Here is a 17,738-nt window from a genome sequence, read left to right as displayed (position 1 = left end):
ATATATTAGAGAGACTAACTAACCAAAAAACAAATAACAAGTACAAATAAGCATATAACAGTGCTAAGCATGGAAAACTAAAAATGCAAAAAAAAAGCAAACAAGTAGTTTTAACATCTAATTATTCTTAATTTTATACATTAATTAAAACATATAACTATGGCAACAGTAACCTTAAAAGGAAACCCAATAAATACTTCAGGAGAATTACCAAAAGTAGGAAGCAAAGCACCTGACTTTAGCTTAACAACAACAGATTTAGGTACTAAATCACTATCTGACTTTGCAGGAAGCAAAGTGGTTTTAAACATTTTTCCTAGTATAGACACTGGAACTTGCGCACAATCTGTAAGAACCTTTAACGAAAAAGCAAGTAGCTTAGAAAACACTAAAGTGTTATGTATTTCGCACGATTTACCATTTGCACAAGCACGTTTTTGTGGTGCAGAAGGTTTAGAAAATGTAATAAACCTTTCTGATTATAAAGATGGAAGCTTTGGAAAAGCATACGGTTTAAACTTTACCACTGGACCTTTAGAGGCTTTACATTCACGTAGTGTTGTTGTAATAGATGAAGAAGGAACGGTTACCTATACAGAGCAAGTACAAGAAACCACCGAAGAGCCAAATTACGAAGCTGCACTTAAAGCTTTATAATGCATAAAAAAGATTCCTTTTTAATAAATAGGCTCAAAAGTATAAAGTATGCTTTTAAAGGAGCCTATTTATTAATCACAACAGAAAGCAGTATTAAAATTCAATTTTGTATTGGCATTATCATGACCATACTTGGGTTTTACTACCAGCTTTCTGCTATGGAATGGATTGTTCAAATTTTATGTATCTCTATTATCATGGCTATAGAAGGTATAAATACTGCCATTGAAGAAATAGCAGATTTTATACACCCAGAACACCATACCAAAATTGGCCTTATTAAAGACCTTGCAGCTGGAGCTGTCTTTATTTTTGCCATTGCAGCCTCTATAATTGGTTGTATTATATATTTTCCAAAGATGTTTTAATAAACAACCTTTATATTAGTAAAAACATTGTTTACAATTTTTTAGAATAAAGTTTCGTTACCATTTGTAATTTGTATTTTTGCTTTTAAAAAATTTATAAAAAATACCTAAACCTAGATTCTAATACAATTAGAAATTAAAGATTTTCACTAATGTGGAAAATAAATATGGCCAAAAAGAAAACGAAAACAACATCAAAAAAAACAAAATCAATTAAAGCGCCAAGTTTTAATTTTAAGCTAACTAGCCAACAAAAGCTAGTTGTAGGAAGCCTATTTATTATACTTGGGTTATTACTTTTTATATCCTTATTATCTTTCTTTTTTACAGGAAAAGCAGACCAAAGCACATTAACCGAATTTGCTTCAAGAAACGTAAAACCTCAGAACTGGTTAAGCAAAACTGGTGCTTGGTTAAGTGACTTTTTTATACAACGTGGTTTTGGTATTTCGTCTTTTATATTTTCTGGTTTAATCTTTCTTTCTGGTGTTTATGTTTTACTTAGCTTAAAAAAAGAAAAACTACGTAAACATTGGTTTTGGGGAACATTAATTATTATATGGCTATCTATATTCTTTGGTTTTTTTGCTGATAAAAACGACTTATTAGGTGGTGTCATTGGCTTTGAAATAAATTCTTTTCTACAAGATTATATTGGTAAAGTAGGAACTATATTATTACTCCTTTTTGGACTAATAACCTATTTAGCAATTCGTTTTGAAATGACTGTAGAAACCTTTAAAAATATCTTTAAAAAGGCTAAAAAAGGAATTAACGAAGAAATTGACGATATAAAAGAAGAATTTACTCCAATAGATAACGACTTAACTGCAGAAGCAGAAGAGATTAAAGCAGCACATCAAGTTAACACTCCAAAAGAAGAACCTGTTGTTGTTAAGCAAGAACTAAAACCAGAAATAAAACCGAAAACAAAAACCACAAATACAACCGATGACTTTAAAATAGAAGTCGCTAAAGAAGAGGAAGAAGTTGTGGAAGAAGAAGCCCTTGCTATTGAAGTTGAAAAAGTAGCAGAAGAAATCTCTGAAACAGATAATCTTTCTAACAAACTAGTAGAAGATTTTGGTTTGTTTGATCCTACTTTAGAGTTAGGTAATTACCAATTCCCACCTTTAGATTTATTAAAAAAATACAATAACGAAGGTATTTCTATAAACCAAGAAGAGCTAGAAGAAAACAAAAACAGAATTGTTGAAACCTTAAACAATTATAAAATTGGTATTGCAAGCATAAAAGCTACTATTGGTCCTACAGTTACACTATATGAAATTGTACCAGAAGCAGGAGTGCGTATTTCTAAAATTAAAAATTTAGAAGATGATATTGCCTTATCGCTTTCGGCATTAGGTATTCGTATTATTGCACCAATTCCTGGAAAAGGAACTATTGGTATTGAGGTACCTAATAAAAGTTCAACCATTGTTTCTATGCGTTCTGTAATTGCATCGCAAAAGTTTCAAAAATCTGAAATGCAATTACCTATTGCTTTTGGTAAAACCATTAGCAACGAAACCTTTGTGGTAGATTTAGCTAAAATGCCTCATATGCTTATGGCTGGTGCAACAGGACAAGGTAAATCTGTTGGTTTAAATGCTGTACTAACTTCACTACTCTACAAAAAACATCCTGCAGAAGTAAAGTTTGTATTGGTAGATCCTAAAAAAGTAGAGCTTACTCTATTTAATAAAATAGAGCGTCATTATTTAGCAAAACTACCAGACGAAGCAGAAGCAATTATTACAGACAACACCAAAGTAATTAATACGCTTAATTCGCTTTGTATAGAAATGGATAATCGTTATGAAATGCTTAAAAATGCATTATGTCGTAACATTGTAGAATACAACAACAAATTTAAAGCTAGAAAACTAAACCCTAATGATGGTCATGCCTTTTTACCATACATTGTTTTAGTGGTAGATGAGTTTGCAGATTTAATTATGACTGCTGGTAAAGAAGTAGAAACACCAGTTGCACGTTTAGCACAATTAGCGCGTGCCATTGGTATACATTTAATTATTGCAACACAAAGACCTTCTGTAAATGTAATTACAGGTATTATTAAGGCCAATTTCCCTGCTCGTATTGCTTTTAGAGTAACAAGTAAAATAGATTCTAGAACTATTTTAGATGGTTCTGGAGCAGACCAACTTATTGGTCGTGGAGATATGTTATACACGCAAGGAAATGATCTAGTACGTATACAGTGTGCTTTTGTAGATACACCAGAAGTTGAAAAAATAGTAGATTTTATTGGTGCTCAAAAAGCATATCCTGAAGCACATTTACTTCCAGAGTATGTTGGTGAAGAAAGTGGCACAAGTCTTGATATAGATATTAGTGATAGAGATAAACTATTTAGAGAAGCTGCAGAAATAATTGTTACCGCACAACAAGGATCTGCATCTTTACTACAACGTAAGCTAAAACTAGGTTACAATCGTGCAGGAAGACTAATTGATCAATTAGAGGCTGCAGGAATTGTTGGTGGCTTTGAAGGTAGTAAAGCAAGACAAGTTCTTGTTCCCGATTTAGTAGCTCTTGACCAATTATTAGCAAACGAAAGTATTTAACCCAAAAAAACAAACAACATTTCTACTCCTTAAATTTCAGGACAAGGAAACAAAAAAAATTATTCATGAAGAAGTTAATTTTCATATTTACCATTTTATTAAGCATTTCAAGCTTTGCACAAGAAGACGCTAAAAAATTATTAGATGAAGTTTCTCAAAAAGTAAAAAGCTATGACAATATTTCTATAGATTTTAAGTACATGCTACACAATACTGCAGAAAATATTAAGCAAGAAACTCGTGGTGATGTGGTGATGCAAGGTGAAAAATTTAAACTTAACATTCTTGGTATTACCAGAATTTATGATGGTAAAACCTTATATAGCATCAGTCCAGAAGACGAACAAGTAACAATCTCTTCAGAAAGTATGGAAGACGAAGGTAGTATCACACCAAGTAAAATGCTTTCTTTTTACGAAGAAGGTTTTACGTATAAAATGGATATTGTTCAAAATGTACAAGGAAGAAAAATACAATACGTACAGTTAATTCCTATAGACTCTAATTCTGAAATTAAATCGGTGCTTTTAGGAATAGATGCCCAAACAAAACACATTTATAATTTAATTGAAACAGGAAAAAACGGAACAAAAACTACTTTAACTGTTAATTCTTTTCAAACTAATGAGACTTTATCAAAAAGCTTATTTACCTTTGACAAAAGTAAGTTTAAAGACTACTACATAGAAAAATTAGATTAATAAAAAACAAGTTATCTTGGCATTGCGTTATGTATTCCGCTAGTTTAAATAACACGATTACCTTTTAACAAAACAATAAGCTACAAATATTAAAGTGTGAAAATTCTAGATAGATACATTTTAAAAACGTACCTAAAAACCTTTATCAGCGTGTTTTTAATACTCATGCTGATTTTTGTTTTACAAACCATTTGGCTATTTATAAAAGAATTAGCTGGTAAAGACTTAGACCTAGTTGTAGTTTTAAAGTTCTTACTATACTATTCCCCAAAGTTAATTCCGTTAGTTTTACCACTAACCATCTTATTAGCTTCTATTATGGTATTTGGTAATTTTGCCGAAAACTATGAGTTTGCTGCCATGAAATCTACAGGTATTTCATTACAACGTGCCATGGCTGGACTAGGTATTTTTATTGGTATACTTGGTATTACCACCTTCTTTTTTAGTAATAGTGTAATACCTTGGGGAGAATACAATTCATACAATTTACGTAACAACATAAAAAAATTAAAACCTGCAATGGCTATTGCTGAAGGTCAATTTAATGATGTTGGTAATATTAATATTAAAGTTGAAGAAAAAAGTGGTTTAAATGGTAAAGACCTAAAAGGTGTTGTTATTCATGAAAAAAGCAACAGCTCTAGAGGAAATAAAAACTATAGAACCATTGTTTCTAAAACTGGGGAACTTGTAGGTGATAAAAACTCTAGTGTATTAAAACTTATATTACATGATGGGTATTTTTATGACGATACACCTCCTAAAGAATATAAAGCAAGAGAAAAACACCCATTAGTTAAAAGTTCTTTTAAAACATACACCTTTAACTTAGATTTATCTGAAGAAAACAGTCAAGATCTAGACGCAAAAAACATTTCAGACAAATACAGCATGCTTAATATTAGCGACTTAAATTACACTATAGACTCCCTTGCTGTAGAAAGCAAAAAAGAATATGATGTTTTTTCTGAAAATTTATACAACAGATCACAAATTGAAGTATTAGACAATGGTTTAAGAGTAAAAACAGACACTACTTTTACTGGTGATATTTTAGATTTATTTAATACTAAAAAGAAAATTCAATTAATAGATTTAGCTATAAACACTACTAATAGCACAAGACAAGTAATAACTACAAAAGAAAAACTTTTAAAAAATAAACAAACCAACTACAACAAACATATAGTAGCTCTACATGAAAAGTTTGCTTTAGGTTTTGCTTGTATTATTTTATTTTTTGTTGGTGCTCCTCTTGGCGCTTTAATTAGAAAAGGAGGTATTGGCTTACCAATGGTAATTGCTATTTTATTGTTTTTAACCTATCACTTTATAGGTATTTTTGCTAAAAACAGTGCTAGTAACGGAAGTGTAAACCCTGTTATTGCACCTTGGATTTCTACTATAATCATGCTTCCTTTAGGTATCTTTTTAACCCGAAGAGCTACAGCAGATAGAGGTTTATTTGAATTTGATCATATTATTGAGCCTCTAAAAAAACTACTTAAAATTAAAACGAAATCGGATACTGTAATAACAAACACAGAATCAGAAGAAACCATTGATGAAACTGTAGTACAAATTGAAAATATAGAGCAAGCAAAATCTATATACAAAGACTATAGTTTTCATTCAAAAACCGCATTAATTTTTTATATAACAGGATTAATTTTAACTATTTTATTCTTTGTATTTAATAACAATAAACTTCCTAATTTTGCATCAGCAGCAATAGAATTAAGTATTATTTCATTGGTAATGTTGCTTATTTACTATATAAAATCCGTTTTAAACTTAGGTGCACTTTATGCATTAGTAGATGAAAAAACAAATTCAAAAAACCCAATATTACTTGTATTAGGTTATGTTATTTATCCGCTAACACATTTTTTAAAACAAAATAAAATTAAGGAAGACTTTCCTAATACATTAAAATAAGAATACCTTTGCATCATGATAACACCAACAGAAGAAAGCAATAAAAAAGAGTATACTCTAGATACTATTGAAGCAGCCATAGCCGATATTAAAAACGGTAAAGTTATTATTGTTGTAGATGATGAAGATAGAGAAAACGAAGGCGATTTTATTGCAGCAGCAGAAAAAGTAACTCCAGAGATGATTAATTTCATGGCTACACATGGTCGTGGATTAATTTGCGCACCACTTACCGAAGATAGATGTGAAGAGTTAGATTTAAATTTAATGGTACAAAACAACACTGTTTTGCACCATACACCATTTACAGTATCTGTAGATTTAATAGGACATGGTTGTACCACAGGAATTTCGGTTCACGATAGAGCTAAAACCATTGCATCTTTAGTTAAGGAAGACACTAAACCACATGATTTAGGTCGTCCTGGACATATATTTCCTTTACGTGCAAAAAATGGAGGCGTATTACGTAGAACAGGACACACCGAAGCTTCTGTAGATTTAGCACGTTTAGCTGGTTTAAAACCTGCTGGAATTTTAGTAGAAATTTTAAATGAAGACGGAACCATGGCACGTTTACCTCAATTGGTAAAAGTTGCTAAAAAATTCGACTTAAAAATTATTTCTATTGAAGATTTAGTTGCTTATCGTATGGAGCACGATTCTTTAATAGAGAAAAAAGAAGACTTTAATATTGAAACGCGCTTTGGAAACTTCCGTTTAAGAGCATACCATCAAACTACAAACGATCAAATTCATATTGCACTAACCAAAGGAAGTTGGTCTGCAAACGAAACCGTTTTAACACGTGTAAACGCTACGCTTGTAAACAATGATATTCTTGGTACTTTAACCAATAATGCAGATAAAAAACTAGACGACATGTTTAAGGTGATTAATGATGCAGGTAAAGGAGCTGTTATCTTTATCAATCAGCAATCACAGTCTATGAATCTTTTAAAACGTTTAAACATTTTAAAAGAAACACAAACTGAAGGACAAATAGTAAAAGCTCCTCGTATTGAAATGGATAGTAAAGATTTTGGTATTGGCGCACAAATACTACATGACTTAAACATACATAAACTAAAATTAATATCTAACTCACAACAAAGTAAACGTGTTGGTATGATTGGTTATGGTTTAGAAATTGTAGAGTATGTAAAGTACTAAGCTATTTTACCATAAACACTTTAAAAAGCCCTTTACTTTTAGTATTTGGCACTTCTGAAATAAACGCATATTTACCTGGCTGCAAGTAGTCTACATGAAAATAACCTGTACTACCTGCAGCCATATCGTTTACTCCTCCTAAAAACGTAACACCTTTTGGTACTGGTGTAATTAAACCTTTAGGATCTGACCAATCCATCCAAGCTTCTACATGGTCTTCATTAGCATCTGGATCTAGTTTCACCAGATTAACATCATGCCAGATAAAGTTTTCATGGGCTTTTTGGTCTTTTACAAAAACCGAAAAAATGTGTTTTCCTTTTTTTATCTCTGTGTCATAAGTAATACCTGTTTCTCCTGAAAGTGTAATGTTTACAGTAGCTTCTGGTGGCACTACACCACTATCTTCTTTTGTAACAATAATAGGTTTTGCCATTCCCATTAAGGTATGAAACATGCCGTTTGGCATTTTCACATAACATTCCATAATGTAATAACCAGGTTTTAAATAAAGCGTAGAAACAGCAGTATGATGTGGTGCCACTAAACCAGAACCTCCAGAAAAAACAATATCAAAATACCAAGCAGGAAGTTTATTAAATGCTGCAAAACCAGCTTCGGGTTTTCCTTTGTTAATTAAATCCATGCCTTCAGAAAAAACAGGAGCTACATCTGCTAAAGTATTTTGAACCGTTATTCCTTCTGGATATTTATCAAGAAGAAAAAAATGCGTTTCATTCGATAAATTTTGATACCTAAAGGTATTCCATCCAGACGAAATAGTATCTACGCTTTGAAACTCCATACTTCTAGTAACAATATCTATAACATTTTCTGACGCTTTGTTCGTCTCTTCTACTTGTGCTAAAAGTTCTCCTTTATTTTCTACCTGCTTTTCCTTTTTACAATTAAAAAGAAATAGCATACATACGCTAAATACTATAAAAGAATTCGTTTTCATTTCTATAAATTTTAATTAGTTAAAAAAAGAGGAATGTTGTTTATGTATACACATTCCTCTTAAAGATTATTTTATTTTCAGAGCACAACAAAAAGTTTGTGGTTTTCTAAGTATTACTGTTCTTGTGTAACCGAAAAACTATATGGTGTGGTCCAATGTTCTGGATTTCCTTCACCATCTGCAACAATATCAGGAACTCCTGCTCCTCGTAAACGATGTGCTTCTAAAAGGTAAGTTCCAGGTTCTAAAACATTATTTGTTTCAATATAATAAGTACTTCCTGGCGCATGTGCTTCTCCTGAAATTTGAACAGTATTTACAGGAATACTACTAATGTTGCCATTGGTATTTTTAAAAAATCTAAAATGCATATGAATATCATTAGGACAGCTATTTAAGGTCGCTCTGATTTTTGTTGGTTCTGTAATGGTTACTTTATACCAATCATAGGTTTGATCTTCATAAATCCCTGTATTTCCTTCGACAAAGCCAGCAACACCATAGGCAGAAATATTTTGATTTTTTGGAATTGCTTTAGCTTGTTCAAAAGTATCATTTGGCTCATAACAATCCATAATTCCTGAATACGTCCAACTAATGGTATAGTCCCAAGGATATTCATCACTTGGTGCATTATCACAATCTGTAGTTTCTCCAGAAAATAATGTTCCAGGATGCCCTATAAAACGATAGGTTCTAGACGATGTTTGATTAGACCCTGTTGCAATACCTGTAGCCAAAGCACTTCCTGCAAAAAGGTTTAAACAAGGAGATACAGGACTATCTGTTTGTACACTAATATTTACAATACCTCCTCCATAATCAGAACTAGGAACAGACATTATAGAAAATGCATCTACTTCATTTACCATACTCCAATCGGATTGAAAATTGCCATCAAAAACTGCCGGATCGTAAGGCACACAATCGTGTGGTTCTGCACTAGTATATTGACGTACCCATTTTTGAATATTTCCTGCTCCTGATGAGGCTATAGAAATTCTTAAGGTATCATCTATATTTAATTCCATTTCTGCGGCATAATAATTAGCATCACTTCCTAACTCTAAATAATCATAAACGCCATTGTTTTGAGCTAAAATATCTTTCCATTTTATGGCTCCTACAGCAAAGCCAGATTGTAAAGGTTCTACAACCTGTCCTGCATCATCGATTACATTAATTTTCATACCATCATTAACAGGATTATTACTTTCTACCCTATACCATTCCCCTTGTATGGCACTTAAATTATTTTCTTGTGGTTCATTATTCACCTCGTCATCATTAGAGGTACAAGACATTACTATAAGAAGTATAAAAATGACTTTAAAAAAAACAGTTGATTTTAATTTAGTTTTCATAATTTTTTAGATTTTAATAATTTGACTACTTCTATGTAAGTAGTTTATATTATGGATTAATAATTCACGTTAATTTTTCCTGAAATAGGAAAAAGATTCCCTCGCTCCATCATACCGCATCCTTCTCCTTCAAAAGTCATTTGCAGTTTGCTATTGGTTATTTTCTTTATTTCAATAATTCCTTTTTTAAAAAGAATTCGTTTATTCATTCTTTTTACATTTCTATTAGCTATAAAAAAATTAAGGTCTGCTTATATTTTAGGAGTATTAGATTCTGGAATTTTATAAGTAGCTTTTTCACTACTTAATAAATCTAAATCTGTAAGGTTAACATTAAGTTGCATAGGATTTTTGTCTTCCCAAAACAGAAGAAAAATAGAGTCTTTTTTAAAGACCGACTTTATAGGAGGCTCTAAGTTATTTTGTTCTATGGTATACACCTTTCCTTCCATAAAAACAGTAACAGCAGGCTCGTTTAAAGAACTCCTATTCTGTGCTATTTCATTATCTTCTTGTTGTTTACAACAACAAAAAACACACATTATCACGAAGTAGAAAATGATGTTCATTTTATTATTTATAGCTAAGCATTTCATCTTATTTATGGATTTTTATAGATTTAATTACCTTGTTTTTTAACAGAATATTTAATTGGTATGTTCCTTTTTTAAGATGATCAATACTCAAGTAAATTTTACGTGCTTTAACATTGTTGTTTGCTTGACCTTCCATTAATCATTCTTTTAAGAGTGATAAAAGTATATAGAAGTTTTTCCTTTAAATACTAGATATGTTTCAAAGGATATAAGATATGTTTCACGTACTAAACAAAAGGCTAGCTATAAGGTTTTAGACTGAAACTCATTAGGTGTGCAATGGTAAATTTCTTTAAAATACTTAATAAAATAGGAAGATGTATTAAAGCCTACTAGATAGGCAATTTCTGAAATAGTAGCATCTGATTTTTGAAGTAACTCTTTGGCCAGTTTTAATCGTTGCGAACGTATAAACGCACTAGTAGTTCTATTAGTAATAGCCTTTCTTTTTCTTATGTAGTTGTGCAAGACTAATGTGCATCCTATTTATTCCATCCACTTCTAGTAACAGTCCATAAATAATCTGTACTATCTTGTGCAATACTAGAAACCCTTTTTTGTTAAAGGCTGTTTTATTTAAACATCTAAAAGTAACCTGCTTAGAATTGATAGATATCGCTTCTATTTCTTTACTTTGGAAAACACACTTTTCACAGAAAAAGAATAAAACCAATCTTAATATGCATACATAACTTATAATAATTCATTGTTTTAGTACAGTTACTAAAGTTTATGTAAGCTAACATAAACAACCAACTTAGTTATGTTCATTTTACCCTAAAATAATTGAAAAAAAAGGAGAACGAACCTTTAACAGCGCATCCTCCTTAAACTTTAATTAATAGCTTCTTTATAGATTTATTCAATCACAATCTTTTTGGTTATTTGCCCTTTATCTGTAAACACTTTTACAATGTAGATACCTACTGGTAACTGACTAACATTTATCTTATTGCTACTTATATTTTGCTTTACTTTTTTACCTAAAACATCAAATACCTCCACTTGTTTAATAGTATGTTTTGTAGCGATATTTAAATAATCTGACGCTGGATTAGGATAAACCTGTATCGAGTTATCTTCTAATTGGACAGTTTCTGTGCTTAAAGTTTCAAAATTAAAACTCTCTAATCCCGATACAAATCCACTAAAATAATTTTGTGTTGTTGTACCATCTATGTTTGAATTGTAAAAACTATCTAAGGCACCCGCAGTATTTATGGCAATAATTTCAGTATTATATAAAAGACGCATTTCGCCAGTAGTTGGCATATTACTTATTGAAAAACTAACCAGGTCTATTTGTTCTCCACTAGTATGAGCCAGGATGGTTTGTCCTGGAGGGCAATTTAAGAGATTACCATCTTCGGTACCATCTCCACCAAGAGTAATAAGGGTTTCTGCCGTTAACCTATTAATGCTCCAGGCTCTACCGCTTAACAACCCTGTTATATCTGAAACATCGGAAGTTCCAGCAGGAAGCATTAGTGTAAAACCAACATCAGAAACATCAGTATTTCCTGAAGAATCAAAATTTGGTATGGCAACTACTTTAAAGTTGTTATTAGAAACATGTATCAGTCCAAACTCATAATTCTGCTGAGAGAAAGTAAGAATGCTGAATAAAAAAAATGTTAAAATAAAATAATTTGTTTTCATAATAGATATATTTTCTGTTCGTGATTATTTAATTATTAAAAAATGCTATTCCGGTACTGTGGTATTAATTGTATAGGTTGCAAAATTTAGGACGTTAGCTGGATGTGCCAGAACATTATCTTTAAGGATATTACTATCATTGTTCTCGCCTGAAAATTTACCAATGCCATTCATGTTTACATCAATATCTAAATAACCTGAAGCGCTATAAGTAATAAAGTTTAAAACGTTGGAAGGATCTGCAAGTACAGCATCTTTTATAATATTAGAACCATTAAGAGCTCCTGAGAATCGTACTTGTCCTGTATGATTTGTATCTCCAGCCCAAAGAGCTGTATCTCCAGAACCTAAAACAACTTGAGCATTGGAACCATAAGTTGAAAAACCTGAATTTGTAAAATCTACAACTGTTGCTGTATCTTCTTTTAAAGCAATAGTTGACGCACTCATGGCTCCTATATGATTCCTGTGTTTTACAACCACGTAATAATTGGTTGGTCCAGCTGTCATTATCACATCTGAAACACCATCTAAGCCAACCACATCGCCATCGCGTTGCAATAAAGCCGATTTACCATTAATACGTTTTGTGTTATCGTTGGCTGCTCGTAATTCAATCCAAACCCAATCTACAATGGCATCATTTCCTGTAACAGAAAATACAGCTGCATTGCACGTAGCTGCATCGGCATAAGGACTTGTGGTTGGTAAGAAACTGTTCATTCTTAAGTCATCATTCATCAATCCTGCTGAAGCTGGATTTAATGATGGTCCTTGCAAGAAGAATTTTGGGTCTATCTTGATTTTCATTGGGCCATTAATAAAGCCTTCAGAAACAGAAACTGCTCCTGTGCTTAATTCTTGAACATTCACTTCGCCAATAGTATAAAGTATTTCTATACCACCAGCTGTTGCACTAGCTCCTCCACTATCGATACTAAATTTTTCGATAGTTTGCCCATAACTTACGAATGTTAGTAACAAGCTTATTAAAAATGTGAGTTTTAGTTTCATAATGTTATTGTTTTTCAAGTAATGATTGTACCAATATCTTTAATTCATCAATTTGTTTTTGTTGATATTCTATTATGGTTTGTTGTTCTTGTATCGCTTTAATTGCAATCACGCTGAAACCTCCATAGTCAATTCCATATAAATCATCTGCTTCAGAATAATGTACCACTTCAGGAAATATTTCTTGAACTTCTTGAGCAATAAAACCCAATGCTTGCTTTCTACTTTCATCACTTTTATACACATAGGTTGTAGGTCGTAACAAATCAACTTTTCTAAGCATTGAAGGTATTTCTTGAATCTCATTTTTTAAACGTACATCAGAAGATACTACATATGCACCTGTACTTACATTGATAAACCCTTTTAATGTACCTCCATAATGAAAACGCAAAGAATAACCATGGGTAATATCCCAGTCAGCATTCACACTTCCATCATCAAACCGTAAACCTGTACCAACAGTTTGGCTTTGTTGAAAAATATGTAATTTTCCAGTAGGATAACCATCAACACCTAATTTGGTGAATTTTGCTGAACCATCACTATTTACTGCAGCAACAATGGCAGTACCATTCTGCATTTCAATAAATTGAGAATTTGATGTAGAACCTGATGGCACTATAAGTTCTAATAAATCTTTACCTGTAGGATGATCTTGACTTTCAATACGAACCGTATTTGCACTTCCTGTTGTTTGAAGTATTGATACTGGATTTACTGGTGTGCTTATACCAAATCCAACGTTTCCAACGCCAGTAGTTAATGCTGCTTTACCTGAAGAAGATGTATAAAAATGACCACCAACACCTCCTCCAATAGCATAGCCCTGAATACCAACTCCTGTTGCAGATTCAGAAATTCCTTGTACGCCTGCAAAGAAACCATTCACAGAAACACCATAAACACCGTGTGCATTTGTAGAGTAACCAAGTACACCAGCCCTATTTGCCGGAATGGTAGCTCCATCCGTACCAGTAGAACCGACAATGCCATACGTGCCGTTTGTAAAATTATTATGTACTTGAAAGGCAGCACCAGAATAAGCTGTATCACCATAATAGGGTAATTCAATAGTGCTTGCAGACATAGCATAGGGAACTGATTTAAAAGCGCTGGTACCCATATCTACTAAACCAGGACCAGTATTTACCTGAACGTTTAAAAAGTGGTTATTACTGCTCCAGTCAATGTCTGAAAATATTCCTGAAATTGGTGTCCCTTCTCCAATGTTGACAATAATAATACCGTTATCATTGGTAGTAGGTGTATGGGTTTCCGTATATACGTTTGTTTGAGCTACTCCTTGTAATATTGAAAATTCAATAACAATTAAATCGTTAGCAACAATGTTACCTAGGTCGTCTTTAATAACTGCTTTGTAATTAATGCCGTTTTGGGCAAACCCAAAACAGGTTATACACATGAATAATAAAAATGTTAGTTTTGATTTCATAATATTGTGTTTATCCTTTAATAGTTTTATTATCAAAATGTTAACATCATTAAAAAAAATAATTTAACAACTCTTCGATATCAAATATATCTTTAGTGTTTCTAAGCTTATATAACTATTGTAACAAATGATATAACACTTGTTACAATGATGCAATTATTGGTTATTTGCATTCAGAATAGCTTCAATTTGATTTAATCTTAGGTTAAATTGTTGTGACTCCACTTCCTTTAATTCTAATTCCTGCGCCTGCGTTTATTTGCACATTTATAAAGTGGTTGTCTGTTCGCCAATCTATATCTGTAAATACATCACTTGTAGTGCCTTCGCCTATATTTACAATAATGAGACCGTTAACATCGGTCGTTGGCGTATGGGTTTCTTGATACACATTAGTCATACCAACTCCTTGTAAAATTTGAAATTGAACGACTATCAAATCATTAGCTACAACATTACCTAGATCATCTTTAATAACTGCTTTGTAATTAATGCCGTTTTGGGCATAAGTTGATAAAGTGATACAGAAAACTATAAAGTGTAATACTTTTATCATAATTGATTTCCACTTATTAAACTGATAATTAATAACATATAAAAACCTTTTAGTCTATCTTTTAAAATTGTATAGTTGGTATAGAATAGTATATAGTTGGTCTCTTTTTAATTAAAATTCTATACATTACATAGATTATATAAAACATAACGACTTTTATATGAGCAACCGATTAGATTATACTTTGCTAAATTTTTAATATTATAGGTATAGTTATACCGTTATTAATTCATGCTTATTAAAAATAGTTAGTTGTATTTGAGTAATGTTATTTATACCAAACCAACGGTTATAACTCGCATTTTAAAAATTGTTAATTTTTAATTATCTAAATTATTTCTATTGTTTGTCATTCTTCGATAATACGTTCTTTTCTAGCTCTGCAAGATGTGATTTAATCGTACTTAATTCTTTCTTCAACAACTCATTTTCATCCTTTAACATTTGTATCATATGGCTTACTTCTTCACTTTCTCTATAAGCCGACTTAGAAGTTGTGGTATTGTCTAGTCGTTTTATTCCGGTAGATGTATTTCCATAAAAATGATCCTGATAATAATAAATGGTTCCTACCGGCTTAGTAACAGCATTTTCAGTAGCAAGAGTAATTGATCCATTGACTTTTAAGTTATCATTTTCAACAACCAAAGCGTCAGTATACACATCACCCACATTAAGATTCCATGTAGAATCAGCTTCTTTATAAAAGCTGTAAGCTTTAGGCGCTCCATTTATGGCATACCCATAAAAAGGGGAAGAATAACCACTTCCATCCATATCAACATACATCCCTCCAAAACCATTGAAGCTATTACTTTTTAAAGTTAAATCTGTATTCGGATTTATTTGGTTTTCTGTATTAATTAAAAGTTTATTGTAAATTAAAGTATTTTCACTATTCACTTTGATTTTATCTCCATCTACATTTAATATCCAAGAACTCAAAAAATCATGATAATAATGCCAAGCTTTAGATGTATTTCCTACGGCATAACCATAAAATGGAGAGGCATTATTGACACCCAAAGAATTCACATACATACCTCCATACCCTTCATTAGCTTGCGTCAAAGTAAAAGATGCAGATCCAATCTGAGAACCAATATGATTAAGGCTTAAATTACCTGTGATATTAACATCGCCATTAAGAGTGAGTTTATCCGTATTAAAATCACCATATATTAAAGGATTATTTGTATCTGTGTTGTCGATATATAATTTATCACTACCCGTTTCATTAAATCCTGCTCGATATCCAAGAGCAACATTTCCTTCACCAGCAATATTTGATGCTAGTGCTTGATAGCCTAAACCAATATTTCTATTTGACGTGGCATTATCATTTATACCAGCTTCTAAACCTAAAAACAAAGAAGAGTCATCAGACTTTCCGTCTAATAAATCGTCTATTTTATTAGCTGCATTTGCTGCACTTAAAGCATAAGGCACTGCCATAAATTGAGTGGTTCCTAAATCTACAATGCCAGAGCCTGTATCGATTTGGACATTTAAAAAATGGTCGTCTACGCCCCAATTTATATCTGTAAATACATCAGAAGAAGTGCCTTCACCAATATTAACAATTATGACACCATTTGCATCTGTAGTTGGTGCATGGGTTTCTTGGTACACAGTGATTTGTGACACACCTTGTAAGATGGCAAACTGCACAGTGACTTGTTGATTCGCAATTACGTTTCCTAAATTGTCTTTAATTACAGCTTTGTAATTCATGGCACTTTGACCATAACCAACTAATGCTATAAATAAAATCGAAAATGTTATAATATATCTTTTCATAATTTTAGTTTTTATAGGTACCACACATGCAAGGATATTGGTTTCCCGGTGACACGTTGTTATTTACTCTTAAGTATGTATTTGATGGATTGTCTCCAATGGTTTCTTCTGGTATATAATTGGCTTCAATAATGATTTCACCTGTTGTTCCTCTATGGGTAGCTCCTATGTTATGATTTAAACCAAATGCATTATTTTGATGAGGAAGAACCATCGTAGAACTTAACGTATTGTAAGTTATTGGAGTTATTGCCCAAAAATCTACACCATCAATACTATTTACATTATTGACATCCCAATTTCCCAACACGATGGCTTGTGTTATTTGTTCTAAAGTAAAAGCTCTCACATTAGGATCATTAGGATAAGAAGCCTCACACATTTCTTGTGCTGCTTGCCAACCAAACTTACCATTAAACTGAAAACGTGCGCTGCTGGTTATACTGCTCCTTCCCAGGATATAAGGTTCTGGTATTATAGTAATACGAGTCGCCATATTAGCGTTTGTAGCATGTTTTGAATACGGAACAGACATAAACGGAGTCGTTCCTAAATCTACGAGGTCTGAACCTGTATTAATTTGAACATTTAAATAATGGTTGTCGCTTCCCCAATCTATATCTTCATATACTCCGCTATCTACTGATCCTTCTCCAATATTAACAATGACAATACCATTGGAATCTGTACTTATTGTGTGGGTTTCCTGATAGACCTCGGTCATACCTGCCCCTTTTAGAATTTGAAATTGTACTGCTACCAAGTCGTTGGCTACTACATTACCACCTCCATCCTTAATGAGTGCTTTGTAGTTAATGCCTTGTTGGGCAAAGCACGATAATGTAATAAAAAGGCCTATAATTAATGTTGCTGTTGATTTCATAATATTAGATTTTAA

At 32.0% G+C, this 17,738-nt stretch carries 17 protein-coding genes; 6 read left to right on the top strand and 11 right to left on the bottom strand.

Features of this window, described 5'->3' with window-relative positions:
• Positions 1 to 159 precede the first annotated feature (159 nt).
• The 6 genes from tpx (at position 160) to ribB (ending at position 7,434) form a co-directional block, all read left to right on the top strand.
• Positions 160 to 657: a thiol peroxidase gene (gene tpx, locus ACFSSB_RS00500; RefSeq protein ID WP_379899844.1), complete on the top strand. Its 498-nt coding sequence runs from the start codon at positions 160 to 162 to the stop codon at positions 655 to 657.
• A complete protein-coding gene (locus ACFSSB_RS00495; RefSeq protein ID WP_379899842.1) occupies positions 657 to 1,025 on the top strand; it encodes a diacylglycerol kinase in 369 nt (122 codons plus the stop codon). The genes tpx and ACFSSB_RS00495 overlap by 1 nt, the downstream gene beginning before the upstream one ends.
• Before the next feature lie 167 nt (positions 1,026 to 1,192).
• Positions 1,193 to 3,619: a DNA translocase FtsK gene (locus tag ACFSSB_RS00490; RefSeq protein WP_379900339.1), complete on the top strand. Its 2,427-nt coding sequence runs from the start codon at positions 1,193 to 1,195 to the stop codon at positions 3,617 to 3,619.
• A 65-nt stretch (positions 3,620 to 3,684) separates the two neighbouring features.
• The gene (locus ACFSSB_RS00485; protein WP_379899840.1) at positions 3,685 to 4,320 is read left to right on the top strand and encodes a LolA family protein; all 636 of its coding nucleotides are present in this window, start codon (positions 3,685 to 3,687) and stop codon (positions 4,318 to 4,320) included.
• Positions 4,321 to 4,416: 96 nt separating this feature from the next.
• The gene (locus ACFSSB_RS00480) at positions 4,417 to 6,261 is read left to right on the top strand and encodes an LptF/LptG family permease (RefSeq protein WP_379899838.1); all 1,845 of its coding nucleotides are present in this window, start codon (positions 4,417 to 4,419) and stop codon (positions 6,259 to 6,261) included.
• Between the two features lie 15 nt (positions 6,262 to 6,276).
• Positions 6,277 to 7,434: a 3,4-dihydroxy-2-butanone-4-phosphate synthase gene (ribB, locus tag ACFSSB_RS00475; RefSeq protein WP_379899835.1), complete on the top strand. Its 1,158-nt coding sequence runs from the start codon at positions 6,277 to 6,279 to the stop codon at positions 7,432 to 7,434.
• 1 nt (position 7,435) lies between these two features.
• Here the strand turns inward: ribB and ACFSSB_RS00470 are convergent, their stop codons facing one another.
• From ACFSSB_RS00470 to ACFSSB_RS00420, 11 genes are all read right to left on the bottom strand, one after another.
• Positions 7,436 to 8,395 (bottom strand): hypothetical protein, encoded by a 960-nt coding sequence (locus ACFSSB_RS00470; RefSeq protein ID WP_379899833.1) that lies wholly within the window; start codon positions 8,393 to 8,395, stop codon positions 7,436 to 7,438.
• Positions 8,396 to 8,508: 113 nt separating this feature from the next.
• Positions 8,509 to 9,759, bottom strand: coding sequence for a hypothetical protein (locus ACFSSB_RS00465; protein ID WP_379899831.1), 1,251 nt, complete (start codon positions 9,757 to 9,759; stop codon positions 8,509 to 8,511).
• A 56-nt stretch (positions 9,760 to 9,815) separates the two neighbouring features.
• Positions 9,816 to 9,968, bottom strand: coding sequence for a hypothetical protein (locus tag ACFSSB_RS00460; protein WP_379899829.1), 153 nt, complete (start codon positions 9,966 to 9,968; stop codon positions 9,816 to 9,818).
• 42 nt (positions 9,969 to 10,010) lie between these two features.
• Positions 10,011 to 10,328: a hypothetical protein gene (locus ACFSSB_RS00455; RefSeq protein ID WP_379899827.1), complete on the bottom strand. Its 318-nt coding sequence runs from the start codon at positions 10,326 to 10,328 to the stop codon at positions 10,011 to 10,013.
• Between the two features lie 270 nt (positions 10,329 to 10,598).
• Positions 10,599 to 10,823: a helix-turn-helix domain-containing protein gene (locus ACFSSB_RS00450; protein ID WP_379899825.1), complete on the bottom strand. Its 225-nt coding sequence runs from the start codon at positions 10,821 to 10,823 to the stop codon at positions 10,599 to 10,601.
• A 390-nt stretch (positions 10,824 to 11,213) separates the two neighbouring features.
• A complete protein-coding gene (locus tag ACFSSB_RS00445; RefSeq protein WP_379899823.1) occupies positions 11,214 to 12,014 on the bottom strand; it encodes a T9SS type A sorting domain-containing protein in 801 nt (266 codons plus the stop codon).
• A gap of 45 nt (positions 12,015 to 12,059) precedes the next feature.
• Entirely contained in the window at positions 12,060 to 13,028 is a 969-nt protein-coding gene (locus tag ACFSSB_RS00440; RefSeq protein WP_379899821.1) for a hemagglutinin protein, read from the bottom strand.
• Between the two features lie 4 nt (positions 13,029 to 13,032).
• A complete protein-coding gene (locus tag ACFSSB_RS00435) occupies positions 13,033 to 14,484 on the bottom strand; it encodes a tail fiber domain-containing protein (RefSeq protein ID WP_379899819.1) in 1,452 nt (483 codons plus the stop codon).
• Positions 14,485 to 14,689: 205 nt separating this feature from the next.
• Positions 14,690 to 15,040 carry a hypothetical protein gene (locus ACFSSB_RS00430; protein ID WP_379899817.1) on the bottom strand — a complete coding sequence of 117 codons (351 nt, stop codon included), beginning with the start codon at positions 15,038 to 15,040 and terminating at the stop codon, positions 14,690 to 14,692.
• 339 nt (positions 15,041 to 15,379) lie between these two features.
• On the bottom strand, positions 15,380 to 16,840 hold the full coding sequence (locus ACFSSB_RS00425) for a hypothetical protein (protein ID WP_379899815.1): 1,461 nt from the start codon (positions 16,838 to 16,840) through the stop codon (positions 15,380 to 15,382).
• A 4-nt stretch (positions 16,841 to 16,844) separates the two neighbouring features.
• Positions 16,845 to 17,723: a hypothetical protein gene (locus ACFSSB_RS00420; protein ID WP_379899813.1), complete on the bottom strand. Its 879-nt coding sequence runs from the start codon at positions 17,721 to 17,723 to the stop codon at positions 16,845 to 16,847.
• Positions 17,724 to 17,738 lie beyond the last annotated feature (15 nt).

The sequence above is a fragment of the Lacinutrix gracilariae genome, from assembly GCF_042684485.1.
Lineage (GTDB): Bacteria > Bacteroidota > Bacteroidia > Flavobacteriales > Flavobacteriaceae > Oceanihabitans > Oceanihabitans gracilariae.
This window is presented reverse-complemented; position numbering and strand designations above follow the sequence as displayed.

Bases quoted from the DNA above. Each gene is read 5' to 3' on its own strand.
- ACFSSB_RS00455 (WP_379899827.1), bottom strand. From the start codon at position 10,328: ATGAACATCATTTTCTACTTCGTGATAATGTGTGTTTTTTGTTGTTGT.
- ACFSSB_RS00440 (WP_379899821.1), bottom strand. From the start codon at position 13,028: ATGAAACTAAAACTCACATTTTTAATAAGCTTGTTACTAACATTCGTA.
- ACFSSB_RS00485 (WP_379899840.1), top strand. From the start codon at position 3,685: ATGAAGAAGTTAATTTTCATATTTACCATTTTATTAAGCATTTCAAGC.
- ACFSSB_RS00445 (WP_379899823.1), bottom strand. From the start codon at position 12,014: ATGAAAACAAATTATTTTATTTTAACATTTTTTTTATTCAGCATTCTT.
- ACFSSB_RS00460 (WP_379899829.1), bottom strand. From the start codon at position 9,968: ATGAATAAACGAATTCTTTTTAAAAAAGGAATTATTGAAATAAAGAAA.
- ACFSSB_RS00420 (WP_379899813.1), bottom strand. From the start codon at position 17,723: ATGAAATCAACAGCAACATTAATTATAGGCCTTTTTATTACATTATCG.
- ACFSSB_RS00490 (WP_379900339.1), top strand. From the start codon at position 1,193: ATGGCCAAAAAGAAAACGAAAACAACATCAAAAAAAACAAAATCAATT.
- ACFSSB_RS00495 (WP_379899842.1), top strand. From the start codon at position 657: ATGCATAAAAAAGATTCCTTTTTAATAAATAGGCTCAAAAGTATAAAG.
- tpx (WP_379899844.1), top strand. From the start codon at position 160: ATGGCAACAGTAACCTTAAAAGGAAACCCAATAAATACTTCAGGAGAA.
- ACFSSB_RS00465 (WP_379899831.1), bottom strand. From the start codon at position 9,759: ATGAAAACTAAATTAAAATCAACTGTTTTTTTTAAAGTCATTTTTATA.
- ACFSSB_RS00425 (WP_379899815.1), bottom strand. From the start codon at position 16,840: ATGAAAAGATATATTATAACATTTTCGATTTTATTTATAGCATTAGTT.
- ACFSSB_RS00470 (WP_379899833.1), bottom strand. From the start codon at position 8,395: ATGAAAACGAATTCTTTTATAGTATTTAGCGTATGTATGCTATTTCTT.
- ribB (WP_379899835.1), top strand. From the start codon at position 6,277: ATGATAACACCAACAGAAGAAAGCAATAAAAAAGAGTATACTCTAGAT.
- ACFSSB_RS00435 (WP_379899819.1), bottom strand. From the start codon at position 14,484: ATGAAATCAAAACTAACATTTTTATTATTCATGTGTATAACCTGTTTT.
- ACFSSB_RS00430 (WP_379899817.1), bottom strand. From the start codon at position 15,040: ATGATAAAAGTATTACACTTTATAGTTTTCTGTATCACTTTATCAACT.